Source organism: Pseudomonas sp. BAV 4579, assembly GCF_009765395.1.
Taxonomy (GTDB): domain Bacteria; phylum Pseudomonadota; class Gammaproteobacteria; order Pseudomonadales; family Pseudomonadaceae; genus Chryseomonas; species Chryseomonas aestiva.
Genome location: NZ_WHOV01000015.1, coordinates 15,627 through 40,524 on the forward strand (window position 1 = coordinate 15,627; position 24,898 = coordinate 40,524).

The 24,898-nt window shown below is 66.4% G+C and carries 25 protein-coding genes and 1 tRNA gene; 16 read left to right on the forward strand and 10 right to left on the reverse strand.

The annotated features are described in order from the left end of the window. Positions 1–1,266 (forward strand): solute carrier family 23 protein, encoded by a 1,266-nt coding sequence (locus GSQ95_RS05285; RefSeq protein ID WP_158894871.1) that lies wholly within the window; start codon positions 1–3, stop codon positions 1,264–1,266. A gap of 19 nt (positions 1,267–1,285) precedes the next feature. Here GSQ95_RS05285 and GSQ95_RS05290 read toward each other — a convergent pair whose 3' ends face one another. Both GSQ95_RS05290 and GSQ95_RS05295 read right to left on the reverse strand, forming a co-directional pair. After that, the gene (locus GSQ95_RS05290) at positions 1,286–2,341 is read right to left on the reverse strand and encodes a ferrochelatase (RefSeq protein WP_158894868.1); all 1,056 of its coding nucleotides are present in this window, start codon (positions 2,339–2,341) and stop codon (positions 1,286–1,288) included. Further along, positions 2,338–3,246 carry a TIGR01777 family oxidoreductase gene (locus tag GSQ95_RS05295; RefSeq protein WP_158894866.1) on the reverse strand — a complete coding sequence of 303 codons (909 nt, stop codon included), beginning with the start codon at positions 3,244–3,246 and terminating at the stop codon, positions 2,338–2,340. The genes GSQ95_RS05290 and GSQ95_RS05295 overlap by 4 nt, the downstream gene beginning before the upstream one ends. Positions 3,247–3,311: 65 nt before the next feature. Here GSQ95_RS05295 and GSQ95_RS05300 point away from each other — a divergent pair, with 65 nt between their 5' ends. The 4 genes from GSQ95_RS05300 (at position 3,312) to GSQ95_RS05315 (ending at position 7,858) form a co-directional block, all read left to right on the forward strand. Beyond that, positions 3,312–4,409: an NAD(P)/FAD-dependent oxidoreductase gene (locus tag GSQ95_RS05300; RefSeq protein ID WP_158894863.1), complete on the forward strand. Its 1,098-nt coding sequence runs from the start codon at positions 3,312–3,314 to the stop codon at positions 4,407–4,409. Positions 4,410–4,534: 125 nt separating this feature from the next. After that, entirely contained in the window at positions 4,535–5,506 is a 972-nt protein-coding gene (locus GSQ95_RS05305; protein WP_158894860.1) for a DUF523 and DUF1722 domain-containing protein, read from the forward strand. Positions 5,507–5,516: 10 nt separating this feature from the next. Next, complete coding sequence (locus GSQ95_RS05310; protein ID WP_158894857.1) at positions 5,517–6,440, forward strand: MerR family transcriptional regulator; 924 nt, start codon at positions 5,517–5,519, stop codon at positions 6,438–6,440. Then, entirely contained in the window at positions 6,437–7,858 is a 1,422-nt protein-coding gene (locus tag GSQ95_RS05315; protein ID WP_158894854.1) for a deoxyribodipyrimidine photo-lyase, read from the forward strand. Before GSQ95_RS05310 ends, GSQ95_RS05315 begins: the two co-directional genes overlap by 4 nt. Before the next feature lie 32 nt (positions 7,859–7,890). Here the strand turns inward: GSQ95_RS05315 and GSQ95_RS05320 are convergent, their stop codons facing one another. From GSQ95_RS05320 to hemA, 6 genes are all read right to left on the reverse strand, one after another. Next, positions 7,891–8,415, reverse strand: coding sequence for an acyloxyacyl hydrolase (locus GSQ95_RS05320; protein WP_158894851.1), 525 nt, complete (start codon positions 8,413–8,415; stop codon positions 7,891–7,893). A 153-nt stretch (positions 8,416–8,568) separates the two neighbouring features. Continuing rightward, entirely contained in the window at positions 8,569–9,360 is a 792-nt protein-coding gene (gene murI / locus GSQ95_RS05325; RefSeq protein ID WP_158894848.1) for a glutamate racemase, read from the reverse strand. After that, positions 9,353–10,108 carry a molybdopterin-synthase adenylyltransferase MoeB gene (locus tag GSQ95_RS05330; RefSeq protein ID WP_158894845.1) on the reverse strand — a complete coding sequence of 252 codons (756 nt, stop codon included), beginning with the start codon at positions 10,106–10,108 and terminating at the stop codon, positions 9,353–9,355. The genes murI and GSQ95_RS05330 overlap by 8 nt, the downstream gene beginning before the upstream one ends. Continuing rightward, positions 10,102–10,932 carry a peptide chain release factor N(5)-glutamine methyltransferase gene (gene prmC / locus GSQ95_RS05335; protein WP_158894843.1) on the reverse strand — a complete coding sequence of 277 codons (831 nt, stop codon included), beginning with the start codon at positions 10,930–10,932 and terminating at the stop codon, positions 10,102–10,104. The genes GSQ95_RS05330 and prmC overlap by 7 nt, the downstream gene beginning before the upstream one ends. A gap of 3 nt (positions 10,933–10,935) precedes the next feature. Continuing rightward, positions 10,936–12,018, reverse strand: a complete 1,083-nt coding sequence (gene prfA / locus GSQ95_RS05340; protein ID WP_158894840.1) for a peptide chain release factor 1 — start codon at positions 12,016–12,018, stop codon at positions 10,936–10,938. Continuing rightward, the gene (gene hemA, locus GSQ95_RS05345; protein WP_133861550.1) at positions 12,015–13,283 is read right to left on the reverse strand and encodes a glutamyl-tRNA reductase; all 1,269 of its coding nucleotides are present in this window, start codon (positions 13,281–13,283) and stop codon (positions 12,015–12,017) included. The genes prfA and hemA overlap by 4 nt, the downstream gene beginning before the upstream one ends. A 246-nt stretch (positions 13,284–13,529) precedes the next feature. Between hemA and GSQ95_RS05350 the strand changes: the two genes are divergently transcribed. The 9 genes from GSQ95_RS05350 (at position 13,530) to GSQ95_RS05390 (ending at position 21,390) form a co-directional block, all read left to right on the forward strand. Further along, positions 13,530–15,254, forward strand: a complete 1,725-nt coding sequence (locus GSQ95_RS05350) for a tetratricopeptide repeat protein (RefSeq protein ID WP_158894837.1) — start codon at positions 13,530–13,532, stop codon at positions 15,252–15,254. Continuing rightward, entirely contained in the window at positions 15,251–15,871 is a 621-nt protein-coding gene (gene lolB / locus GSQ95_RS05355) for a lipoprotein insertase outer membrane protein LolB (protein ID WP_158894834.1), read from the forward strand. The genes GSQ95_RS05350 and lolB overlap by 4 nt, the downstream gene beginning before the upstream one ends. Further along, positions 15,868–16,728, forward strand: a complete 861-nt coding sequence (gene ispE, locus GSQ95_RS05360; RefSeq protein WP_158894832.1) for a 4-(cytidine 5'-diphospho)-2-C-methyl-D-erythritol kinase — start codon at positions 15,868–15,870, stop codon at positions 16,726–16,728. Before lolB ends, ispE begins: the two co-directional genes overlap by 4 nt. A gap of 25 nt (positions 16,729–16,753) precedes the next feature. Beyond that, positions 16,754–16,828: transfer RNA gene (locus tag GSQ95_RS05365), tRNA-Gln, on the forward strand. 41 nt (positions 16,829–16,869) lie between these two features. Beyond that, the gene (locus tag GSQ95_RS05370; RefSeq protein ID WP_007161553.1) at positions 16,870–17,811 is read left to right on the forward strand and encodes a ribose-phosphate pyrophosphokinase; all 942 of its coding nucleotides are present in this window, start codon (positions 16,870–16,872) and stop codon (positions 17,809–17,811) included. Positions 17,812–17,933: 122 nt separating this feature from the next. Next, positions 17,934–18,557, forward strand: coding sequence for a 50S ribosomal protein L25/general stress protein Ctc (locus tag GSQ95_RS05375; RefSeq protein WP_133861554.1), 624 nt, complete (start codon positions 17,934–17,936; stop codon positions 18,555–18,557). Between the two features lie 34 nt (positions 18,558–18,591). Then, the gene (pth, locus tag GSQ95_RS05380) at positions 18,592–19,176 is read left to right on the forward strand and encodes an aminoacyl-tRNA hydrolase (protein ID WP_133861555.1); all 585 of its coding nucleotides are present in this window, start codon (positions 18,592–18,594) and stop codon (positions 19,174–19,176) included. 42 nt (positions 19,177–19,218) lie between these two features. Next, positions 19,219–20,319 (forward strand): redox-regulated ATPase YchF, encoded by a 1,101-nt coding sequence (ychF, locus tag GSQ95_RS05385; protein WP_133861556.1) that lies wholly within the window; start codon positions 19,219–19,221, stop codon positions 20,317–20,319. Positions 20,320–20,478: 159 nt separating this feature from the next. After that, complete coding sequence (locus GSQ95_RS05390; protein ID WP_158894829.1) at positions 20,479–21,390, forward strand: LysR family transcriptional regulator; 912 nt, start codon at positions 20,479–20,481, stop codon at positions 21,388–21,390. Here the strand turns inward: GSQ95_RS05390 and GSQ95_RS05395 are convergent. Continuing rightward, the gene (locus GSQ95_RS05395) at positions 21,363–21,722 is read right to left on the reverse strand and encodes a hypothetical protein (RefSeq protein WP_158894826.1); all 360 of its coding nucleotides are present in this window, start codon (positions 21,720–21,722) and stop codon (positions 21,363–21,365) included. The genes GSQ95_RS05390 and GSQ95_RS05395 overlap by 28 nt on opposite strands. Before the next feature lie 106 nt (positions 21,723–21,828). Then, positions 21,829–23,016: an MFS transporter gene (locus tag GSQ95_RS05400; RefSeq protein WP_158894824.1), complete on the reverse strand. Its 1,188-nt coding sequence runs from the start codon at positions 23,014–23,016 to the stop codon at positions 21,829–21,831. Positions 23,017–23,118: 102 nt separating this feature from the next. Here GSQ95_RS05400 and GSQ95_RS05405 point away from each other — a divergent pair, with 102 nt between their 5' ends. Both GSQ95_RS05405 and GSQ95_RS05410 read left to right on the forward strand, forming a co-directional pair. Next, positions 23,119–23,994, forward strand: a complete 876-nt coding sequence (locus tag GSQ95_RS05405) for a LysR substrate-binding domain-containing protein (RefSeq protein WP_158894821.1) — start codon at positions 23,119–23,121, stop codon at positions 23,992–23,994. A gap of 107 nt (positions 23,995–24,101) precedes the next feature. Beyond that, complete coding sequence (locus GSQ95_RS05410) at positions 24,102–24,452, forward strand: VOC family protein (RefSeq protein WP_158894818.1); 351 nt, start codon at positions 24,102–24,104, stop codon at positions 24,450–24,452. Positions 24,453–24,898 lie beyond the last annotated feature (446 nt).

Genomic DNA, 24,898 nt, shown 5'->3' on the forward strand with positions numbered 1-24,898 from the left:
GTGACCGCGCGGGAACCGCTCTGGCGGGAGATCCTGGTCGGCGCCCAGATGCTCTTCGTGGCCTTTGGCGCCCTGGTGCTGATGCCGCTGATCACCGGCATGGACCCCAATGTGGCCCTCTTCACCGCAGGCTTCGGCACCCTGCTGTTCCATCTGGTCACTGGCCGTCAGGTCCCGGTGTTCCTGGCGTCGAGCTTTGCCTTCATCGCCCCGATCATCGCCGCCAAGGCTGAATTCGGTCTGCCGGCGGTACTGGGCGGCGTGGTGGCGGCCGGCTTCGTCTATACCTTCCTGGGGCTGGCGGTGAAGGTGCGTGGCGTGGGCTTCATCGACCGCCTGCTGCCGCCGGTGGTGATCGCCCCGGTGATCATCTCCATCGGCCTGGGGCTGTCGCCGGTGGCGGCCAACATGGCCATGGGCAAGGCCGGGGACGGCAGCGCCCAGCTGGTGCCCTATGCCACGGCGATGCTGATCTCCATGCCGGCGCTGGTCACCACCCTGCTGGTGGCCATCTACGGCAAGGGCATGTTCCGGCTGGTGCCCATCCTCGCCGGGGTCTTTGTCGGCTATGCCCTGGCCTTCGTCTTCGGCATCGTCCATACCGAGGGCATCGCCGCCGCGCCCTGGCTGGCGATCCCGGCCTTCGTCGCGCCGGAATTCCACTGGGGCGCCATCCTGTTCATGGTGCCGGTGGCCCTGGCGCCGGCCATCGAGCACGTCGGCGGGGTGATCGCGGTGGGCGGGGTGACCGGCCAGAACTACCTCAAGCAGCCAGGACTGCACCGCACCCTGCTGGGTGACGGCCTGGCCACCTCTTCCGCCGGGCTGTTCGGCGGGCCGCCCAACACCACCTATGCCGAGGTGACCGGCGCGGTGATGCTGACCAAGAACCACAATCCGCGAGTCATGCTGTGGGCCGCCGGCTTCGCCATGGTGCTGGCCTTCGTCGGCAAGTTCGGCGCGGCGCTGCAGACCATCCCGGTGCCGGTCATGGGCGGCATTCTCTGCCTGCTGTTCGGCTCCATCGCGGTGGTGGGGCTGAATATCCTGATCCGCCACCAGGTGGATCTGTCCGAGGCACGCAACCTGGTGATCGTCTCGGTGACCCTGGTGTTCGGCATCGGCGGCATCGTCTTCGGCAACGGCGAGATCGGCCTCAAGGGCATCTCCCTCTGCGGCCTGATCGCCATCGGCCTCAACCTGGTCCTGCCCGGGCACAACGCCTGGAAGAAGGACGCCGAACCGCCAGAGCGCCCGCTGCTCTGACGGCCGGCCCAGGATGCCGTTACGCCGGCATCCTGGGTTGCTCGATCGGCTGCGGCGGCAGTTCCGCTACCTCTTCGCACAGCTCCACCAGCGCCCGGGCCCAGGCCGGGTCGTCGTTGACGCAGGGAATCAGCACCAGCTCCCGGCCACCGGCTTCGATGAACTGCTCGCGCCCGCGATCGCCGATCTCTTCCAGCGTCTCGATGCAGTCGGCGACGAATGCCGGGCACATCACCAGCAGGCGCTTGACCCCCGCCTTGGCCAGCGCGTCCAGCCGCGCCTCGGTGTAGGGCTCGATCCACTTGTCCTTGCCCAGCCGCGACTGGAAGGAAACCGACCACTTGCCGTCGGGAATGCCCAGGCGCCGGGCCACCAGCTCGGCGGTACGCTGGCACTGGCTGCGGTAGCAGACGGCCAGGGCCCTGGCGGTGACCTTGCTGCTGTCGGGGGCGCGCAGGTCGTGCGTGCGATCCTTGACCAGCTTGCGGATATGCCGCTCGGGCAGGCCGTGGAAGGACAGCAGCAGGTGGTCGTAGGGCTCCTGCAGATAGGGCTCGACGCTGGCCGCCAGCGCCGCCTGGTATTCCGGACGGTCATAGAACGGCGGCAGGATCTTCAGCGTCAGCGGCAGCTGGTGGGCCTCGATCACCCGCCGCGCCTCGACGATGGCGGTGGTGGTGGTGCTGTCGGCGAACTGCGGGTAGAGCGGCGCATAGGTCACCTCGCGGACGCCCTGGCTGGCCAGGCGCTTGAGCACCGTTTCCACCGAGGGCTCGCCGTATCTCATGCACAACTCCACCGGACCATGGCGCCAGAGTGGCCGTACGGCTTCCTGCAGCCGGCGACTGAGCACGATCAATGGCGAGCCGTCGTCCCACCAGATCGACTCATAGGCCTCGGCCGAGGCGGCGGGTCGCTTGATCAGCACCAGGGATACCAGCAGACGGCGCAGCGGCCAGGGCAGATCGACCACATAGGGGTCCATCAGGAACTGGTTCAGATAGCGCTTCACGTCGGGGACATGGGGCGAATCGGGCGAACCCAGGTTGGCGAGCAGCAGAGCGTTGGTAGTCATCGTGAATCCTTGGCAGCGAGCAGGTCGGCCAGGGCCGCATCCAGCTCGGGATAGCGAAAGACATACCCGGCCGCGAGCAGGCGCTCGGAGCGGGCGCGCTGGCCACCCAGCAGGAGGATGGACAGCTCTCCCATCAGGCGCAGGGCGAAGGCGGGAATCAGCAATCGCGCCGGGCGCCGCAAGGCCCGTCCCAGCGCCTCGGTGAATTCCCGGTTGCGGACCGGCTGGGGGGCACAGAGATTATAGGGACCCTGGGCATCGCTGCGGTTGAGAAGAAAATCGATGGCCCCGATTTGATCCTGTAAATGAATCCAGGGCATCCACTGGCGTCCATTGCCCAGGCGCGCGCCGAGCCCGAAGCGGAAGGGCGGCAGCAGGCGCAGCAGGAAGCCGTCGTCGGCGGCCAGCACCAGGCCGGTACGCAGGTTGACCACGCGGATGCCCAGCTTCTCGGCTTCGTTGGCGACCTGCTCCCAGGCCAGGCACAACTCGCCGGCGAAGTCGGAACCGGCCAGGCTATCGGCCTCGCTCACCGGCTTCTCGCCGCTGTCGCCATAGAAACCGGTGGCCGAGCCGGACAGCAGGACCGCGGGTTTCTGCGGGCGGTCACGCAGCCATTCGATCAGGCGCTCGGTGGTGCCGATGCGGCTCTGCCAGAGTTCGGCCTTGCGACCTCGGGTCCAGGGCTTGTCGGCGATGGGTGCGCCGGCCAGGTTGACCACCGCATCCAGATGTTCATCGCCCAGCGCCTCCAGTTGGTCGATGCCGCGCACCCCGGGGCCGCATTCGCGCGCCACCCGCCCCGGGTCGCGACTGAGCACGGTGAGTTGGTGCCCAGCGGCCGCCCATTGGCGGCACAGCGCACGGCCGATCAATCCGGTGCCACCGGTCAGCAGGATATGCATGTCGTCACTTCCTTCTCGTATTGCCCTGCCGCCCGTATGCATCTGAACGAAGGGAAGAGGATTGTTTGGTATGGTCGTGGGTCGAAAGATCCAGAACGGTTGCCAGTCGTAGCCGTAGAGCCCTTGCGCGCGCAAACGTTCGACAAGGGCGAATCGTCAGACAAGCGAGGTCCATCATGACTGCCCCCATCGCCATCGTTGGCGCAGGAATAGCCGGACTTGCCGCGGCCCAGACGCTGATTCGCGCCGGGCAGCAGGTCCAGATCTTCGACAAGAGTCGCGGCAGCGGCGGCCGCATGGCCAGCAAGCGCAGCGAAGCCGGCGCCCTCGACCTGGGCGCCCAGTATTTCACCGCCCGCGACCGGCGCTTCATCGACGCCCTCAACGAGTGGCGTCGAGCCGGTTGCGCGGCCGAATGGAACCCGGCGCTCTACCAGTATCGCGAGGGTCGCCTGAGTCCGTCCCAGGACGAGCAGCCGCGCTGGGTCGGAGTGCCGCGCATGAGCGCCATCACCCGCCACCTGCTGGCCGATCTGCCGGTCACCTTCGACTGCCGCATCACCGAGGTCTTTCGCGGGGCGCAGCACTGGCACCTGCTGGATGCCGGCGGCGAGACCCACGGCCCCTTCGCTCAGGTCATCATCGCCATGCCGGCCCCCCAGGCCACGGCGCTGCTGTCCAGCGTGCCCAAGCTGGCGGCCACTGTGGCCGGCGTCAGCATGGAACCGACCTGGTCGGTGGCCCTGGCCTTTCCCACGCCCCTGCAGACCCCGGTGGAAGGCTGTTTCGTGGAGGGCAGCGAACTGGACTGGCTGGCGCGCAATCGCTGCAAGCCCGGGCGCGACACCACCCTGGACACCTGGGTCCTGCATGCCACCAGCGCCTGGAGCAAGGCGCACCTCGACGCCGCCAAGGACGAGGTGATCGAACGCCTGCATGGCGCCTTCGCCGAACTGATCGGCTGCCCCTTGCCGGCGCCGACCTTCAGCCTGGCCCATCGCTGGCTCTATGCCCGTCCCGCGCAACCCCATCAGTGGGGCGCACTGGGCGATCCCGACATGGGCGTCTTCGTCTGTGGCGACTGGTGCTCCAGCGGTCGGGTGGAAGGTGCCTGGTTGAGTGGTCATGAGGCCGCGCAGCAGCTCCTGGGCAGTCTGGATTAATCGACGAAGCGCACGCCGTCTGTAACCTGCAGCGAATCTTTTACCGCAGCCCCCTGTCGAAAGTTGCACCAAACTTGTACAGATAGGAAAACCTTGTACAAGAAAATACACGACAGGGGATCTCCATGGTTGCCAATGCCTCCTCCAGCCTGCCCCGCCCGCGCCTGGGTATCAGTGCCTGCCTGCTGGGTGACGAAGTCCGCTACAACGGTGGACACAAGGAATCCCGGCTCTGCAGCCAGACCTTCGCCGAGCACTTCGATTTCGTCCGGGTCTGCCCGGAAATGGCCATCGGCCTCGGCACGCCTCGCGAACCCATCCGCCTGGTGGGCGACTCCCAGGCGCCGCGCGCCGTGGGTACCGTCGACCCCACCCTGGACGTGACTGCCGCCATGACCGGCTATGGGGAAAAGATGGCGGGCGAGCTGACCGACCTGTCCGGCTTCATCTTCATGCAGAAATCGCCCTCTTGCGGTATGGAGCGCGTCAAGGTCTACCACGCCAACGGCCAGGGCAGTGAAACCGATGGCCGCGGTCTGTTCGCCGCCGCCATCATGCGGCTAAAACCAGACCTGCCAGTGGAAGAAGCCGGCCGGCTGAACGATGCGGTGCTGCGGGAAAACTTCGTCACCCGCGTCTTCGCCCATGCCCATTGGCAGCAACTGCGGCAACAGGGTCTGACGGCGCGGGCGCTGCTGTCCTATCATTCGCGTTACAAGTACCAGCTCATGGCCCACGACGCCCATCGTGCACGGGCCCTCGGCCAGTTGGTCGGCAGCATCGGCCAGCGCAATCTGGACGAGCTGGGACAGGAGTATTTCAGCGGCCTGATGGCTGCACTGAAGAAGTGCGCCACCCGAGGTACCCATTGCAATGTGCTCTATCATTTGTTCGGTTATCTGCGGCGGGTCCTGAGCGACAGCGAGAAGCAGGAAATGCAGTCGCTGATCGAGCAGTACCATGAGGGCATCGTGCCCCTGGTCGTGCCCCTGAAGCTGCTCAAGCACCACTTCCGCCAGCATCCGGATCGTTATGTGAACGAGCAGGCCTATCTCCAACCCCACCCCGAACGTCTGAGTCTACGAAATGCCATCTAGCGTCACGCCCTTGCCTTCGTCGTCCAAGGGCGAAGACCAGGACTACCAGTCCGCTCTCCACGAGGGCTGGCTGCCCATCCGGGAAATCGCCCGGCGCACCGGTGTGAACGCCGTGACACTGAGGGCCTGGGAGCGGCGCTACGGCTTGCTGGTCCCCAGGCGCACGCCCAAGGGCCATCGGCTGTATAGCGAAGCCCATGTGGTGCGCGTGCAGCAGGTCCTCGCCTGGATCGCCCGTGGCGTGGCGGTCAGCCAGGTCAAGGGGCTGCTCGACGAACAACGGCCTGCGGCAATCCCCAGCGATACGCCCTGGCAGGCCATTCACCAGGAAATGATGGGCGCCATCGGCCGACTGGCATCGCGTGCGTTGGACGAAGCCTACAACCGCGCCGCCTCGCTCTATCCGCCCCGGGTGCTGCTGGACCAGTTGCTCTGGCCGCTGCTGCGGGAGCTGGAGCGCCTGAGCCAGGCGACCGACGATGGTCGTCTGCAACAGGTGTTCTTCCAGTCCTGGCTGCGCAGCAAGCTGGGTGCGCGGATCTACCACAGCCAGCACAGTCTCAGAGGCGCGCCCCTGGTGCTGCTGAATCTCGACGAAACCCCGATGAACACCTCGCTGTGGCTCTGCGCCTGGCTGATCAGCGCCGCGGAATGCCCGGTAGAACTGGTGGAGTGGTCGGTTCCCGCGGGCAATCTGGATCGCCTGGTCGAACAACTCGACCCCCGGGCGCTGATCCTCTGTCGTGACAGCCGTCCCGACAGCGAGCTGCGTCGCCAGCTGCAGACCTTCGCCAATCGCCATGCGCGCCCCTGCCTGACGCTTGGTGCGCTGGGTGAATCCCTCACCGCCGATGCCGCGCCAGCGCGTAGCCCCGGCGAAGCCTTCGACCGCCTGCAGAGTGCCGGGCTGCTGCATCAGGAACGCCATGCATGAATCAGCTCGTCTGGTTTCGGACTGACCTGCGCACCCTCGATCATCCCGCTCTCCATGCCGCCGCCGAACAGGGCCCGGTGGCCGCCGTCTTTCTGCTGAGTCCTGCCCAATGGCAGGAGCACGACGAGGCGGCGGTCAAGGTCGATTTCTGGCTGCGCAACCTCGCCGAACTGGGCAAGACGCTCAAGTCTCTCGGTATTCCCTTGCTGATCCGCAGCGCCGAGCGCTGGGCGCAGGCGCCCCAGGTGCTGCTCGACCTGGCCCGGGAGCTGGGTGTCGAACATCTGCATTTCAATGACGAATATGGGGTCAATGAAGCCGCCCGTGACGAGGCCGTGGTCAAGGCCTTCGACGACGCGGGCCTGGCGACCCACCGCTATCTGGACCAGACGCTGTTCGCGCCGGGGACGGTGCTGACCAAGAGCGGTGGCTACTTCAAGGTTTTCGGCCAGTTCAGGAAGACCTGCCTGGCGCGTCTGGAAACCGGTCTGCCGACGCCCCTGCCGGCTCCAGGCAAGCAGCGCAAGCGCCCAGCCGCTGCGGACAAGCTGCCCACCGCGGTCAAGGGTTTCGCGGCGCCTGCCGCCGAGCTGCAAGGACTATGGCCGGCAGGGGAAGAGGAAGCGCTGCAGCGTCTGGAAGCCTTCATCCGGGACGATCTGGAAGACTATCAGCGGGCGCGGGACATTCCCTCCGAACCCGGCACCAGCCAGTTGTCGGCCTATCTCAATGCCGGGGTGCTGACACCTCGCCAGTGCCTGCAGGCGGCGGTCAGCGCCAACGATGGCCTGCTCAGCGGCGGCAAGCAGGGCGCGGCCACCTGGATCACCGAATTGCTCTGGCGCGAATTCTATCGGCACGTGCTGGTGGGCTACCCCCGGGTTTCCCGGCACCGGCCATTCAACCAGGACCTGACCGCCCTGCCCTGGCGCGACGACCCCGAAGGCCTCGCAGCCTGGCAACAGGGGCGCACCGGGATTCCCATCATCGATGCCGCCATGCGCCAGCTCTTGCAGACCGGCTGGATGCACAATCGCATGCGCATGCTGACGGCCATGTTCCTGTGCAAGAACCTGCTGATCGACTGGCGCGAGGGTGAGCGCTGGTTCATGCGGCATCTCATCGATGGCGACCTGGCCTCCAACAACGGCGGCTGGCAGTGGAGCGCTTCCACCGGCACGGATTCGGTGCCCTATTTCCGGGTATTCAACCCGCATACCCAGGCGTTGAAGATCGACGCTCGCGGCGATTATGTGCGGACCTGGGTACCGGAATTGGCCGACCTCAAGGGCAAGGCCGTGCACACTCCGGGGGACCACTACCTGACGCCCCTGGTGGACCTGGGCGAAAGTCGCCGGCGTGCCCTGGCGACCTACCGCGGCATGGCGCGCAAGAAGGACACAAAAAAGCCGGACTAGGTCCGGCTTTTTCCTGCGCGATCAGCGCCTGCTCAAAGCGTGTGGCTGTAGAACAGCGCGTAGGACTCGATGCCATCGTTGGGCTGCTTGATGCCGGCGTTGGAATAGTGGGTCGCCCGGATGCCCACGCGTTGGGTGTCGCCGATCTTCAGGCCCAGGCCGATGCGGTCTTCGAAATTGAAGGCCGAGCCCAGGTCCTGCTCGCCAACCTTGGTGCTGGAGAAGACGGCGACGCCGATACCGGCTTCGACGAAGGGCTTCACCTGGCCCTGGCCGAATTCGTAGACGAACACCGGGGCGAAGGACAGCGAATGCTGGTCGGAAGACCGGCCGTTGTCACCTTCCCAGTAGGTGTAGCCAGCGTCCCAGTAGCCGGTCAGGCGACCGGTGGAGCTCTGCCACCAGCTCCTGTCCCAATTCCAGCCGGCACCGATGCGGTAGGTCATGCCGCTCTGGCTGGTGGCCCCGACTGCCCCGGTGATTTCCACAGCCTGTGCCGATGCGATACCACCCAGAGAAAGCGCGGCGGCCATTGCGAGGGAAAGCAATTTGTTCATGAGAGTGCCCTTATGGATGTTTCTAGTTTTTACGAACTGGGAGCATTGACCATCAAGACGTGAAGGTGTTCACAGCCCTGGATATCTTTACCTACAAGGTCGAATGCTAGTCGCTGGACTGGCATTTGGCGAGTGAAACCCAGAGGGAAAAAGTCAGACGAACGCCTGTACCTCGGCCCCTGCCGGCCAGAGTTGCGGCAACACGGCGCGAAGCGCGGCGGGATCGCCCGAGGTCCAGAATCGCGTAGGGCCGGTCGGCCCTTCTGCCAGGCGTCCGTCCTGCGCCAGCAGACTCTGCAGGCGCCGCGCCACGGCGGCGCCGGTGTCCACCAGGATGACCTGCGGTGGCACCAGTTCGGCCAGCAAGGGACGCAGGAAGGGATAGTGGGTGCAGCCCAGGATCAGGGTGTCGCACTGCGCCGCCAGCAGGGGTGCGAGAAAGCCCTGCAGCAAGCGGCGGGTCTCGGGGCCGTGCAGGTCGCCGCGCTCGACCTGTTCCACCAGGCCCGGGCAGGGCTGGGTCAGCACCTGGACGCCCAGGGCGAAGCGATCCAGCAAGGCGGCGAACTTGGCACTCTGCAGGGTACCGGTGGTTGCCAGCACCCCGACCCGGCCATTGCGGGTCGCCGCCGCGGCGGGCTTGACCGCGGGTTCCATGCCGACGATGGGCCAGCGGGGATAGCGTTCGCGCAGATCGGCCACCGCCGCCACGGTGGCGGTGTTGCAGGCCACCACCAGGGCCTTGGCGCCCTGGGCGTGCAACTGCGCCGCGATCAGCTGGCAGCGCTCGCGGATGAAAACAGGGGTCTTTTCGCCATAGGGGATATGGCCGCAATCGGCGACGTAATGCAGGGTTTCCGCCGGCAGCAGCTGACGGATCTCCGCCAGCACCGACAGGCCGCCGACGCCCGAGTCGAAGACCCCGACCGGCGCCTCGTCAGCCATGGCGGGCGCCGCACACCGGGCAACCCGGATCGCGCTTGACCCGCAATTCGCGGAAGCGACTGCCCGCCGCATCCACCAGCAGCAGCCGCCCCACCAGGGGCTCGCCGAAGCCGGCGAGCAGCTTGAGCGCTTCCAGCGCCTGCAGACTGCCCACCAGACCCACCACCGGACCCAGCACCCCGGCTTCGCTGCAACTGAGCTCGGCTTCGCTGCCCTCGCCGTAGAGGCAGTGGTAGCAGGGGCTGTCGACGCGCCGCGGATCGAAGACGCTGAGCTGGCCCTCCAGCCGAATGGCGGCGCCGCTCACCAACGGGCGTCCCTGAGCCACGCAGGCGGCATTCACCGCCGCCCGGGTGGTGAAGTTGTCCGAGCAGTCCAGCACCAGATCCACCAGGGCGATGCGCGCCGCCAGACTGTCGGCGTCCAGCGCTTCGCGCAGCGGCACCAGGCGCACCTCGGGATTGAGCGCCGCCAGGCGTTGCAGGGCGGAATCCACCTTGCCCTGGCCGATACGGCTTTCATCGTGCAGCACCTGGCGCTGCAGATTGCTCAGGTCGACCTGGTCGAAGTCGGCCAGGTGCAATTCGCCGACACCGGCGGCGGCCAGATAGAGCGCCACCGGCGAACCCAGGCCGCCGAGACCGACGATGAGCACCCTGGCGTCTTTCAGCCGCAATTGTCCGGCGATATCCACCTGGGCCAGCAGGATCTGCCGGCTGTAGCGCAGCAGTTCGCCGTCGCTCAGCATGGCCGACGCCCTCCGCTGATACGTTCGTGACCACCCAGGTCCTGGCGACTCTCGACCTCGATGAAGCCCTGGCGAACCAGCAGATCGCGCACCGCGACGGCCTGGTCGAAGCCGTGCTCCAGCCACAACCAGCCATCCGGCTGCAGGTGCGCGGGCGCCGTCGCGACCAGTTCGCGGATATCGTCCAGGCCATCGATGCCAGCCACCAGGGCGCTGCGCGGCTCGAAACGCACATCGCCCTCGTCCAGATGGCGATCGCTGCCGGCGATATAGGGGGGATTGCTGACGATCAGATCGAAGCGCTGTCCGGCGAGGGCGCCGAACCAGTGACTCTGCTGAAAGACCGCATTGCCCAGGCGCAGGCGCTGGGCATTGCGTTGCGCCAATTCCACCGCCGCCGCGATACGATCCACGCCGCTGACCTGCCAGCGCGGTCGCTCATGGGCCAGGGCCAGGGCGATGGCACCGCTGCCGGTGCCCAGGTCCAGCACCCGCGCCTCGTGGCCCAGGGGCAGTGCCAGGGCGGTTTCCACCAGCACCTCGGTATCGGGGCGGGGGATCAGGGTATCCGGACTCACCTCCAGATCGAGCGACCAGAAGCCCTGCTGGCCGAGGATATAGGCCACCGGCTCACCCTGCCGGCGCCGTTCGAGATCGGCCTGGAAACGCGCTAGGGCCTCGCGCGGCACCAGTTTCTCCGGCCAGGTGCGCAGGTAGCTGCGCGGCTTGTCCAGGGCGGCGGCCAGCAGCAGTTCCACGTCGAGGCGGGCGCTGGGCGAATCCGGCAGCTGGCTTTCGCGCAACAGGGCGCCGATGGTGGCCATGGCTCAGTCTCCCAGCGCCGCCAGCTGATCGGCCTGGTATTCCTGCAGCAGCGGGTCGATGATCTGCTGGACGTCGCCGTTGACCACCTCGCCCAGCGAATAGAGGGTCAGGTTGATGCGGTGATCGGTCACCCGGCCCTGGGGAAAGTTGTAGGTGCGGATGCGCTCGGAGCGATCGCCCGACCCCACCAGCAGCCGGCGGGTATCGGACATTTCCTTGTGCGCCGCCGCGTCCTGCTGGTCATTGAGCTTGGCCGACAGCCAGGCCATGGCCTTGGCGCGGTTCTTGTGCTGGGAGCGTTCCTCCTGGCACTCCACCACGATGCCGGTGGGCAGGTGGGTGATGCGCACCGCGGAGTCGGTCTTGTTGACGTGCTGACCGCCCGCGCCGGAGGAGCGATAGGTGTCGACGCGCAGATCGGCCGGATTGATCTCGATGGCCTGCTGCTCGTCGGGCTCGGGCAACACCGCCACGGTGCAGGCCGAGGTGTGGATGCGGCCCTGGGACTCGGTCTCCGGGACCCGCTGCACCCGGTGCGCACCGGACTCGAACTTGAGCTTGGCGTAGACGCTGTCGCCTTCGACCCGGGCGATGACCTCCTTGAAGCCCCCGTGCTCGCCCTCGTTCTCCGAGAGCACCTCGAGGCGCCAGCCCTGGCGCTCGGCATAGCGCGAGTACATGCGGAACAGATCGCCGGCGAAGATCGCCGCCTCGTCGCCGCCGGTACCGGCGCGGATTTCCAGGAAGACGTTGCGGCCGTCATTGGGATCCCGCGGCAGCATCATGCGCTGCAATTCGTCTTCCAGCTCCTGCAGCCGCGCCTTGGCGGTGCCGACCTCTTCCTCGGCCATCTCGCGCAGATCCGGATCGCTGTCCTTGAGCAGCGCCTGGGCGCCCTCCAGGTCGGCCTGCACCTTGCGGTATTCGGTGAACGCCTGGCTGACCGGCTCGAGTTCGGCGTATTCCTTGGAATAGGCGCGGAACTGGGTCTGGTCGCTGATGACTTCGGCGTCGCCCAACAGCGCGGTCAGCTCCTCGAAGCGGTCCTGCAGACCGTCGAGCTTGTGCAACAGAGAGGTCTTCATGTCTTGTCCAAACCCTCGTCGAGGGCGAAGAGTTCCTGAGCCAGGGTCAGCGCATCGACGCGCCCCTCGGCGGATAGTTTCTTGAGCTGCACGCTCGGGGCGTGCATCAGCTTGTTGGTGAGGCTGCGTGCCAGGGCCGCCAGGGCCTCCTGGGGGTCGACGCCATTGGCGAGCTGGCGCTGGGCGCGCGCCAGTTCGTCGTCGCGGATCTGCTCGCCCTGCTGGCGATAGGCGCGGACCACGTCCACCGCGGCACGCTCGCGCAGCCGCTGCATGAAGTCCTCGACCCCGGCCAGCACCAGCTTCTCGGCCGCCTGGGCGGCGCCCTGGCGACTCTTGAGATTTTCCGCCACCACCTCGTGCAGGTCGTCCACCGTATAGAGGTAGACGTCCTCCAGCTCGCTCACCTCCGGCTCGATGTCGCGCGGCACGGCGATGTCGACCATGAAGATGGGCTTGTGGCGACGCTGCTTGAGCGCGCGCTCCACCGCGCCCTTGCCGAGGATGGGCAACTGGCTGGCGGTGGAACTGATGACGATGTCGCTGTTGACCAGTTCGTCGGGAATGTCGGCCAGCAGCACGGTATGGGCGCCGAATTCTTCCGCCAGGTGGCTGGCGCGCTCCAGGGTGCGGTTGGCGACGACGATGCGCCGCACGCCCTGCTCGTGCAGATGGCGGGCGACCAGGGTGATGGTCTCGCCGGCGCCGATCAGCAGCGCCTGGCTGCGGCTGAGGTCGCTGAAGATCTGCTTGGCCAGGCTGACCGCGGCAAAGGCCACGGATACCGGGTTCTCGCCGATCGCCGTGTCGGTGCGCACCGCCTTGGCGGTATTGAAGGTGGCCTGGAATAGCCGGCCCAGCAGCGGACCGACGGTGCCGGCCTCACGCGCCACGGCATAGGCCGACTTGAGCTGGCCGAGGATCTGCGGCTCGCCCAGCACCATGGAATCCAGCCCCGCGGCCACCCGCATCATGTGGCGGACCGCGGCTTCGTCCTGGTGCAGATAGATGCTGGCGCGCAGGTCTTCCAGGGGTACCCGGTGGTACTGGGCGAGCCAGGCCAGCACCGCTTCCGCCAGACTGGGCTCCAGCTCCAGGTAGAGTTCGCTGCGATTGCAGGTGGACAGAATCGCCGCTTCGCGACTGTGGGTGGCCTGCTCCAGCTGGCGCAGGGCCTCGACCGTCTGCTCCGGAGTGAAGGCCACACGTTCGCGCACCTCAACCGAGGCGGTCTTGTGATTGATGCCGAGCGCGAGAAAGGCCATGGACGCAAGCAGTCGAACGGATTGGGGAAAGCCGAACATTGTCCTACGCGCGGGCGGTGGCGACAACCAGCAGCGACGAGACGTCGGACAATCGCCGTCATAGCCTAGGCGAATGAATCTTGCCGGGCAAAAGGCGTCAACAGCCTCGACCACCGCACTTCTCGGCCGGCCGCTGCGCATGCGCGACGCGGCCACGGCGACTCTTGTGGCATGATGGACCGACTGTAAAAAGGCCGCCTTGACCCTATGACCAGATACCTTGCGCTGCTGACGACCGCCCTGCTGCTCGCCGGCTGCCAGAACCTCGGCCGTCAGCCGACGCCCGCCGCCGCCATCCCGCCGCCCACCGCCAAGACCAGCACGCCGCAACCAGCAGGCTCCTTTCGCGAAGACACCCTCTATGACCTGCTGGTCGGCGAGCTGGCCGGGCAGCGCAACCGCTTCGACATCGCCCTGACCAACTATGTCGAGCAGGCCAAGTCGACCCAGGACCCGGGGGTCGCCGAGCGGGCCTTCCGCATCGCCGAGTACCTGGGCGCCGATACCCCGGCGCTGGAAACCGCGCAGATCTGGGCGCGCAACGCCCCCGACAACCTGGATGCCCAGCGCGCCGCCGCCATCATGCTGGCCCGCGCCGGTCGCTATGACGAATCCATGGTCTACATGGAGCGCGTGCTCCAGGGCCAGGGCGACACCCATTTCGACTTCCTCGCCCTCTCGGCGGCGGAAACCGACGAGACCACCCGCGCCGGGCTGCTCAAGAGCTTCGACCGGCTGCTGGCCAAGTATCCGCACAATGGCCAGCTGCTGTTCGGCAAGGCGCTGCTGCTGCAGCAGGACGGCCGTGCCGACGAGGCGCTCAAGCTGCTGGAGCGCAATCCGGCGGCCAGGCGCGAAGTCGCGCCGCTGCTCCTGCGCGCCCGTCTGCTGCAGAGCCAGGACCGCAGCGCCGAGGCCCTGCCACTGCTCGAAGCCGGCATCCGCCAGCACCCGGAAGACCGCCGCCTGCGCCTGGCCCATGCCCGGCTGCTGGTGGAGCTGGATCGCCTGGACCAGGCCAAGCGTGAATTCGCCGAGCTGGTCACCCAGTTCCCGGATGACGACGACCTGAGATTCTCCCTGGCGCTGGTCTGCCTGGAGGCCCAGGCCTGGCGCGAAGCCCAGATCTATCTCAAGGAACTCATTGACCGCGGCAGCCATGTGGACGCGGCGCACCTCAACCTGGGTCGCAGCTACGAAGAACTCGACCAGCCCGAACAGGCGCTGGCCGAATACACCCAGGTCGGGCCGGGCACCGACTACCTGGCCGCCCAGCAGCGCCAGGCGGAAATCCTGCTGGGCAGCGGGCGCATCGCCGAGGCCCGTCAGCGCCTGGCCGAGGCGCGCAAGCGCCAGAGCGAATACGCCGTGCCGCTCTATTTGCTGGAAGTCGAAGGCCTGGCCAGTGCCGACCAGACCGCCCTCGCCGACCAGACCGTGCAGCAGGCCCTGCAGCAGTATCCCAACGACCTCAACCTGCTCTATGTCCGCTCCATGCTGGCGGAAAAGCGCGGCGACCTCGGTCAACTGGAAAGCGATCTGCGCTACATCATCGCCCACGACCCCGACAACGCCATGGCGCTCAACGCCCTCGGCTACACCCTGGCCGATCGCACCCCACGGCTGGCCGAGGCACGCCAGCTGATCGACAAGGCGCACCAGTTGAGTCCGGACGACCCGGCCATCCTCGACAGCATGGGCTGGATCCGCTATCGCCAGGGCCAGTTGGCCGACGCCGAACGCTATCTGCGCCAGGCCTACGAACGCTTCCCCGACGCCGAAGTGGCGGCCCACCTGGGCGAGGTGCTCTGGGCCCAGGGCAAGCGCAGCGAAGCGCGCAAGGTCTGGCGCGTGGGCCTCGACGCCGACGCCGATGACGCCATCCTGCGCAGTACCCTCAAACGCCTGACTGGAAGCGAAACCCTCCGATGATCCGCGTGCGTACCCTCTTCACCCTGTTGCTACTCGCCCTGCTGGCCGGTTGCGCCAGCACCTCTCGCCAGGAAGCCGTGGAAGGCCAGGGCAACGCCGCCCAGTGGCAGGCTCATAAAAAACGTATCGCTGCCCTCGACGGATGGCAGATCGACGGCAAGGTCGGCATCCGCGCCCCGCGCGATTCCGGCAGCGGCACCCTGTTCTGGCTGCAGCGCCAGGACTATTACGACATCCGCCTGGCCGGCCCCCTGGGCCGCGGCGCCACCCGCCTCACCGGCCGTCCAGGCGCCGTCACCCTCGATGTCTCCGGCCAGGGCAGCTATCAGGCCGATTCCCCCGAGGCCCTGCTGGAACAGCAACTGGGCTGGCGCCTGCCGGTCTCGCACCTGCTCTGGTGGGTGCGCGGCCTACCGGCGCCGGACAGTCGTAGCCAGCTGACCCTGGACGCCGACAGCCACGTGGCGCGCCTGGTACAGGACGGCTGGACCGTCGAATACACCCGCTACACCGAGCAGAACGGCTACACCCTGCCCGAACGCCTCAAGCTCACCGGCAAGGACCTGGAAGTCATCCTGGTGGTGAAGACCTGGCAGCCGCGCGAGCTGGGCAAATGACCGCAGCGCCTGCCTTCACCCTGCCGGCGCCGGCCAAGCTCAATCTGTTCCTGCACATCCTCGGCCGCCGCGCGGACGGTTATCACGAGCTGCAGACGCTGTTCCAGTTTCTCGACTGGGGCGACGACCTGGGCTTTGCCGGACGTGACGACGGCGAATTGCAACTCCACGACGGTCTGCCAGGCGTCGCCCCCGCGCAGAATCTCATCCTGCGCGCCGCCCGGCTGCTGCAGCAGGAAAGCGCCACGACCAAAGGCGCCGACCTCTGGCTGACCAAGCGCCTGCCCATGGGCGGCGGCATCGGTGGCGGCAGTTCGGATGCCGCCACCACCCTGCTCGGCCTGAATCATCTCTGGGACCTGGGCGCCAGTCTCGACGACCTGGCGGCCCTGGGGTTGCGCCTGGGCGCCGATGTGCCGGTATTCGTCCGTGGCCAGACCGCCTTTGCCGAGGGCGTGGGCGAGAAGCTCACCCCGGTCGCCCCCCCGGAACCCTGGTATCTCGTGGCCGTGCCGCAAGTCTCTGTAAGTACAGCAGAAATTTTTTCAGATCCGCTGTTGACACGGGACACTCCCGCTATTAAAGTTTGCGCCGTTCTCAAGTGGTCAGGTCGAAATGACTGCCAGAGTACGGTCGAAAGGCGTTACCCAGAAATTCGTAACGCTTTGATCTTGCTAAACAAATTTGTTTCAGCTAGATTAACCGGCACTGGAGGTTGCATATTTGGAAGCTTTCCAAATAAGACCGAAGCTGATACAGTAGCTAGCCAGCTACCAGCATCACTTCCAGGCTTCGTAGCCAAAGGTAGCAACACTTCCATGTTGCACCGGGCGCTGGCAAGCCTGACCAGAGAATGAGTACAGCTAGTACTCTGCAAGATACAGGGGCGTCGCCAAGCGGTAAGGCAGCAGGTTTTGATCCTGCCATGCGTTGGTTCGAATCCAGCCGCCCCTGCCATTTTCCTTCCAAGACCCACCTCAAGCCGCAGGAACTGCAGCGTGTCCAAGATGATGGTCTTCACGGGGAACGCCAACCCCGATCTGGCACGGCGCATCGTGCGCCAGCTGCATATCCCTCTCGGTGACGTCTCCGTCGGAAAATTCTCCGATGGCGAGATCAGCGTCGAAATCAACGAGAACGTGCGAGGCAAGGATGTCTTCATCATCCAGCCCACCTGCGAGCCGACCAACGACAACCTGATGGAACTGGTGGTGATGGCCGATGCCTTCCGCCGCTCCTCGGCCACTCGTATCACCGCAGTCATCCCCTATTTCGGTTATGCCCGCCAGGATCGCCGTCCGCGTTCCGCACGGGTCGCCATCACCGCCAAGGTCGTGGCCGACATGCTGACCGTGGTGGGCATCAATCGCGTGCTCACCGTCGATCTGCACGCCGACCAGATCCAGGGCTTCTTCGATATTCCCGTGGACAACATCTACGGCTCCCCCGCCCTGGTGGATGACATCGAAGACCAGCGTTTCGAAAATCTGATGATCGTCTCCCCGGACATTGGCGGCGTGGTGCGTGCGCGTGCCGTGGCCAAGAGCCTGGGTGTGGACCTGGCGATCATCGACAAGCGTCGTCCCAAGGCCAACCAGTCGGAAGTGATGCACATCATCGGTGACATCCAGGACCGCACCTGCGTGCTGGTCGACGACATGGTCGATACCGCCGGCACCCTGTGCCACGCGGCCAAGGCCCTGAAGGAACACGGCGCCGCCAAGGTCCTGGCCTACTGCACCCACCCGGTGCTGTCGGGTCGGGCCATCGAGAACATCGACAACTCCGTGCTGGACGAGCTGGTGGTGACCAACACCATTCCGCTGTCCGCCGCGGCTCAGGCCTGCAGCCGTATCCGTCAACTGGACATCGCGCCGGTGGTGGCCGAGGCGGTACGCCGGATCAGTAACGAAGAATCCATCAGCGCGATGTTCCGTTAAGGAACAGCCGCTCTGGAAGCGCCCCGGAAGGTCGAAAAGACCCGCCGGGGCTTTTTAGTCGGTAGGGCCGTGGAACTGGTCGCAAGTCCCGGTCTGCCGATTCCTTATCCTGGAGATTCACAATGTCTGATTTCACTCTGAATGCCGAAGTGCGTTCCGACCTGGGGAAAGGTGCGAGCCGCCGCCTGCGTCGTAATGCCGGTAACGTTCCCGCCGTGATCTACGGTGGCGACAAGGCCCCGACGTCCATCACCCTGGTCGGCAAAGACCTGGCCAAGATGCTGGAAAGCGAAGCCGCCTTCGCCAGCGTCATCACCCTGAAGGTTGATGGCAGCAACGAAAGCGTGCTGGTCAAGGCCCTGCAGCGTCACCCTTCCAAGGGCTACGTCATGCACGCCGACTTCCTGCGCGTCATCGCCGGTCAGAAGCTGACCGCTCACGTGCCCCTGCACTTCATGAACCAGGAAACCTCCGTGGGCGTGAAGCAACAGGGTGGCGAGATCCTGCACACCATCAACGAAGTCGAAGTTTCCTGCCTGCCGAAAGACCTGCCGGAATTCATCGAAGTCGACATGGCCAAGGTCGCCCTGGACCAGATCGTTCACCTGAGCGACCTGAATGTCCCGGCTGGCGTCGAGCTGGTGTCCCTGGCCCACGGCAGCGATCTGCCGGTTGCCAGCATCCACATGCCGCGCATCCGTGAAGAAGCTGCTGACGGCGCTGCCGAAGAAGGCGCTGCCGAGTAAGTTCTCGCACGCCTGAAAGAGAAGGGCTCCTGACATGACTGCCGTCCAACTGATCGTCGGCCTGGGTAATCCGGGCCCCGAATACGACCAGACCCGGCACAATGCAGGGGCCCTTTTCGTTGAGCGACTGGCAGCCGCCCAGGGCGCGAGCCTGGCTGTCGACCGCAAGTATCATGGCCTGGTGGGGCGCTTCCGCCACGCGGGCAACGATGTTCGTCTCCTCATTCCCACCACCTACATGAACCGCAGCGGCCAGGCCGTGGCGGCGCTCGCCGGCTTTTTCCGCATCCCGCCGGCAGCCATCCTGGTGGCCCACGACGAACTCGACCTGCCACCCGGCACCGCACGCCTCAAGACCGGTGGCGGCCATGGGGGGCACAACGGACTGCGCGACATCATCGCCCAGCTCGGCAATCAGAACGGCTTCCAGCGTCTGCGCCTGGGCATCGGCCATCCGGGGCATGCCAGCCTGGTCTCCAACTTCGTGCTGGGCCGCGCACCGCGCAGCGAGCAGGACCTGCTCGACACCAGTATCGACGCCGCCCTGGAGGTGGTCCCGGAGCTGCTGACCGGCGACCTGACCCGCGCCATGCAACGCCTGCACAGCCGCAAGGCCTGACCTACCCTACCCTCTTCCTTTTCTTCCGCGAGGACACACACCATGGGATTCAATTGCGGCATCGTCGGCCTGCCCAACGTTGGCAAGTCCACCCTGTTCAATGCCCTGACCCAATCCGGTATCGCGGCAGAAAACTTTCCCTTCTGCACCATCGAGCCCAACAGCGGCATCGTGCCGATGCCCGATGCGCGGCTGAACGCCCTGGCCGAGATCGTCAAACCCGAGCGGGTGATCCCCACCACCATGGAGTTCGTCGACATCGCCGGACTGGTGGCCGGTGCCTCCAAGGGTGAAGGCCTCGGCAACAAGTTTCTCGCCAACATCCGCGAGACCGACGCCATCGCCCACGTGGTGCGCTGCTTCGAAGACGAGAACGTCATCCACGTGTCGAATTCGGTGGACCCCAAGCGGGACATCGAGGTGATCGACCTGGAGCTGATCTTCGCCGACCTCGACAGCTGCGAGAAGCAGCTGCAGCGCGTGACCCGCAACGCCAAGGGCGGTGACAAGGAAGCCCTGGCGCAGAAGGCCCTGCTGGAACAGCTGATCCCCCACTTCGAGGCCGGCAAGCCTGCCCGCAGCCTGCTGAAGGGCCTGGACGAGGAGCAGAAGCGCCTGGTGCGCAGCTTCCACCTGCTGACCAGCAAGCCGGTGATGTACATCGCCAACGTCGCCGAAGACGGCTTCGAGAACAACCCGCACCTGGATGTGGTCCGGGCCATCGCCGAAGAAGAAGGCGCCGTGGTGGTGCCGGTCTGCAACAAGATCGAGGCGGAAATCGCCGAATTGGACGACGACGAGGAAAAGCAGATGTTCCTCGAATCCATGGGCATGGAAGAGCCGGGCCTGAACCGGGTGATCCGCGCCGGCTACGAACTGCTCAACCTGCAGACCTACTTCACCGCCGGGGTGAAGGAAGTGCGCGCCTGGACCGTCCGTGTCGGCGCCACCGCCCCCCAGTCGGCCGCCGCCATCCACACCGATTTCGAGAAGGGCTTCATCCGCGCCGAAGTGGTGGCCTATGCCGACTTCATCGCCTTCAAGGGCGAGAACGGCGCCAAGGAAGCCGGCAAGTGGCGCCTGGAAGGCAAGGAGTACATCGTCAAGGACGGTGACGTCATGCACTTCCGCTTCAACGTCTAAGCGACGGCGAACGCCAGAACCCCCTCCTCACCGCAAGGTGGCGAGGGGGTTTTCTTTTGCCCGTTCGCCAACGGCCTGCTGACACCGGACGCCTGGCGATTTGGCACAATGACGGCGAGCCGACCGCCGTCGAACGTCTCCCGCTGCCTGGATGCCGCCATGAATTTCGAAGACCTGCGCCTGTTCGTCACCACCCTGAACGAGGGCAGCTTCACCGCCGCCGCCGACAAGCTGGGGCTGTCCAAGCAATACGTCAGCCGGCGGACCCTGCTGCTGGAGGAAAGTCTTGGCGTGCGCTTGATCAATCGCACCACGCGGCGCCTGCAGGCGACCGAACTCGGCGTCCTGCTCTATGAGCGGGCGGTGAAGATCCTCGAAGACGTCAACGACACCGAGGAATTGCTCTCCAGCCGGCGGACGGTGCCCCAGGGGGTGCTGCGCGTGAGTGCGCCCATGACCTTTGGCACCCTGCACCTGAGTCCCCTGCTGCCGGATTTTCTCTCGGCCTATCCGCAGATCCGCCTGGAGCTGGATCTCAATGACCGGGCGGTGGATCTGCTCGCCGAGGGCTACGACATGTCGATCCGTATCGGCACCCTGGCCGATTCCAGTCTGATCGCCAAGCGACTGACCGAGATGCAACTGGTGACCTGTGCCAGTCCGGATTATCTACAGAAGGCACCGCCGCTGCTGCAGCCGGAGGATCTGGCCGAGCACAGCTGCCTGCTCTATGGCCATGGTCGTCAGGTGGAATGGTGCTTTCAGCGTGGGGGCAAGCCGCTGGTACTGCCCATGCAGGGTCAGCTCCGGGCCAACAACGGTGAGGTGGTGCGGGATGCAGCCATCGCAGGTCAGGGCATCGCGGTGCTGCCGACCTTCATCGTCGGCGCGGCGCTGGCCTCAGGGGCGCTGGTGCAGGTGCTGGAAGACTTCGCCCTGCCCAGCGCGGCGGTCTACGCGGTCTATCCCCAGCATCGGCAGTCGGCGCGCATCGTCCAGCTGTTCTCGGACTATCTGCGCGACCGCCTAACGGTCGGGCCGACTCACGCCACGGCGCCGCGGGTCGGTTGACGCTGGGGCCACTGCTGGAGGGTTCGCTCGGCGCCGTCGGCAGCCACGCGCTGGCCATCCAGACGCTGCTGCTGACGCTGGATCGCCGGCTGCAGGCTGCGCTCGGCGCCGTTTTCAGCCAGGGCACGACGCGGGTCGAGACGCTGCTGCTGGCGCTGGATCGACGGCTGCAGACTGCGATCGGTGCCGTTCTCGGCCAGGGTGCGATCCTGCTGCTGGTGCTTTTCGATCAGCGAACCCAGGGGGCGCAGGGCGCTTTCCTCGGCCTGGGCGGATTGGGCGATGGCGGTGGTGAGCAGAGTGGCGGCGAAGAGAGCGGTGAAGGCTTTCATGGCGAGTACCTGTGTCGGGTGGGTGTGGACTCATTGTCGCCAGCTCACCCCGCGCCTAGAAATCGTCCCGGGGGATAGCGATCATCGACCGCGCTGATGATGGCGCTCAGGCCCGCGCCTGACGCTGGCGCAGCAGGAACAGGCACCAGACGGCCAGCGCCGTGGCGGCCAGCAGGCAGCCGGCCAGGCTGACGCCGGTCCAGCCGAAGTGCTCGTACAGCCGCGCCGACAGCAGCGAACCCAGGGAGCCGCCAAGGAAGTAGCCGGTCATGTAGCCGGCGTTGAGGCGACTACGGGCTTCCGGCCGCAGCCGATAGACCACGTTCTGGTTGCTGACGTGGCTGAGCTGCACGGCGAGATCCAGCACCAGGATGCCGACCAGCAGCGCCGCCAGCGACTGCTGGGCGAAGGCCAGCGGCAGCCAGGCCAGGATCAGGGAAGCCAGACCGATGCTGGTGGCGAGACCACCCTTGCCCTGGTCGGCCATGCGCCCGGCCAGGTTGGCGGCCAGGGCGCCCACCGCGCCGGCGAGACCGAACAGGCCGATGGTGCCGTCGCTGAAGCCATAGGGCTCGGCGGCGAGCAGAAAGGCCAGGGGCGTCCAGAACACTGCGAAGACGGCGAAGCCCAGAAACCCCAGCAGGGTGCGCAGGCGGTGCAGGGGCTCGTCGCGCAGGAGCACGAACACCGAGCCCAGCAGCCGTGGATAGCTCAGGCCCGCCGACTGCTGATAGCGCGGCAGCGCCAGGCGCAGGGCCAGGGCGGTGGCCAGCATCAGGCCAGCGGCCACAGCATAGACGGTACGCCAGTCGCCCAGGGACGAGAGCGCTCCGGCCACGGTACGGGCCAGCAGGATGCCGAGGATGAGGCCGCTCATCACCGTACCCACCGCCCTGCCCCGCTGCTCCGGCGCGGCCAGGGTGGCGGCGAAGGGCACCAGCACCTGGGCCACCACCGAGAAGAGTCCGGTCATGGCGGTGCCCACTAGCAGCCAGGTCAGACTGGTGGCGGTGGCGCTCAGCGCCAGGCCGGCGGCGGCGATCACGCTCATGGTGACGATCAGCCGGCGGCGCTCCAGCAGATCGCCCAGGGGCACCAGCAGCAGGAGCCCGGCGGCGTAGCTGAGCTGGGCGGTGGTGACGATGCTGCCGGCCTGGGTGTAGCTGAGGTCGAAGCGCTGGGCGATGGTGTGCAGCAACGGCTGGTTGTAGTAGTTGCTGGCCACGGCGATACCGGTGGCGACGGCCATGAGCAGGGTCAGCCAGCGGCTGAGAGGAGGCGTGGGGTTCGACATCCGCAGGGTCCGGCAAGGGAAAGGCTGGTCAGTATCGGACAACGGCAGCCATCGGTTAAATGAATCGTTAAGATGGTTTCGATCTCATTTCAAGATAGCGCCATGAACCTCAAGCAACTGGAATTCGCCGTCGCCCTGGCCGAGGAGCGCCACTTCACCCGCGCCGCCGAGCGTTGCCATGTGGTGCAGTCGGCGCTCAGTCACCAGATCGCCCGCCTGGAAGCCGAACTGGGCGCCACCCTGTTCGAACGCCTGCCGCGGCAGGTGCGCCTCACCCCGGCCGGCGAGGCGCTGCTGGTCCAGGCGCGGCAGGCGCTGGCGGCGGTGGAAAGGCTGCAGCAGGACGTGGCCGCCGCGGTCGGCGCCATTCGCGGCACCCTGACGCTGGGTCTGATCTCTTCGGTGCCCCGTCTGGACATCGTCGAGTTGCTGGCCACCTTCCATGCTCGCCATCCCCAGGTGGACATCCGGCTGCGCCAGGACAAGAGCGAGACGCTGCTGGCGGCGGTGCGCGAGCGGCAACTGGATTTCGCCCTGATCGGCCTGTCGCGCCAGGTGGCCCTGGAGGCGGTGGCCAGCCGCCTGCTGCTCAGCGAGGAGCTGGTGGCAGTGCTGCCCGCCGCGCACGCTCTGGCGGGGCGGGAAAGGCTGTCGCTGCACGAGCTGGTGGATCTGCCGCTGGTGGACCTGCCCGCGGGCAGCGGTGCCCGGCGGCAGACCGACGAGGCCTTCGCCGCCCTGGGCCTGCCCCATCGAGTGCGTTTCGAGACGGGCAACATGCAGCTGCTGGAACGCTTCGTCCGCCGCGGGCTGGCGATCGGCCTGGTGCCTCAGAGTATCGCCAGCACCTTTGCCGGCCTGGCCCGGGTGCCGGTCAGCGATGCGCCCCAGCGCAACGTCCATGCCATCTGGTCGCCGCTGCCGACGACGGCTACGCGGGAATTTCTCAAGGTCCTGGAAGAGGCCCTGGCGGAGTAGCCCGCGCTCGCTGGCCGGCGGTGCTGCCGTCAAGGGGATACGCGAGTGACTGCCTGGCGGCAGTGCCTTGCTAAGCTGTCAGGCCCGTACCAGAGGAGATTTCGTCCATGCAGATCACGCGCATCGTACCGAACATCGCCACCGAGCAATTGGCTGCCGCCAGGGTCTTCTACGGCGAGTTGCTGGGGCTGACGCTGGCGATGGACCACGGCTGGATCCTGACCTTCGTCGGCGCGGGCGAGGCCAGTCCCCAGGTCAGTTTCGCGGTAGAGGGTGGCTCGGGTACGCCGGTGCCGGAGTTGTCGCTGGAAGTCGATGACCTGGACGAGGTCTTGCGTCGACTGGCCGGCGCGGGCTACCTGCCGGAGTACGGTCCGGTGACGGAGCCCTGGGGCGTGAGGCGCTTCTTTGTCCGCGATCCTGGAGGAAGGCTCCTGAATTTTCTGGAGCATGCTTGAGGACTGACCGCCGTCCGCTCGTCTGGTGATCCGCCGCTGCGACCGCGCCTTGAAGCCCGCGTAGGTTGAGTTGAGCGCAGCGAAGCCCAACATGGCTCAAGGCTGAACCTCCCCGTTGGGCTTCGACGATGGAGCCGTCTCAACCCAACCTACGGGTCCGCTCGCCTGGTGGTCCGCCGCTGCGGCCGCGTCTGAGGCCCACGTAGGTTGGGTTGAGCGCAGCGAAGCCCAGCATGGCTCAAGGCTGAACATCCCTGTTGGGCTTCGACGATGGGCCCGTCTCAACCCGCCCTACGGTCTATCGCAGCCATGGCTAGAGCCTTTTCCAAAGGTGACATCGCCGTTTGGGGCGTGCCCTCACCCCAACCCTCTCCCGGAGGAAGAGGGGGTTGTTCGAGCAGGCGTTCAGCTCTATCGGAGCCGTAGCCTGGAAAACGGCGTAGCCT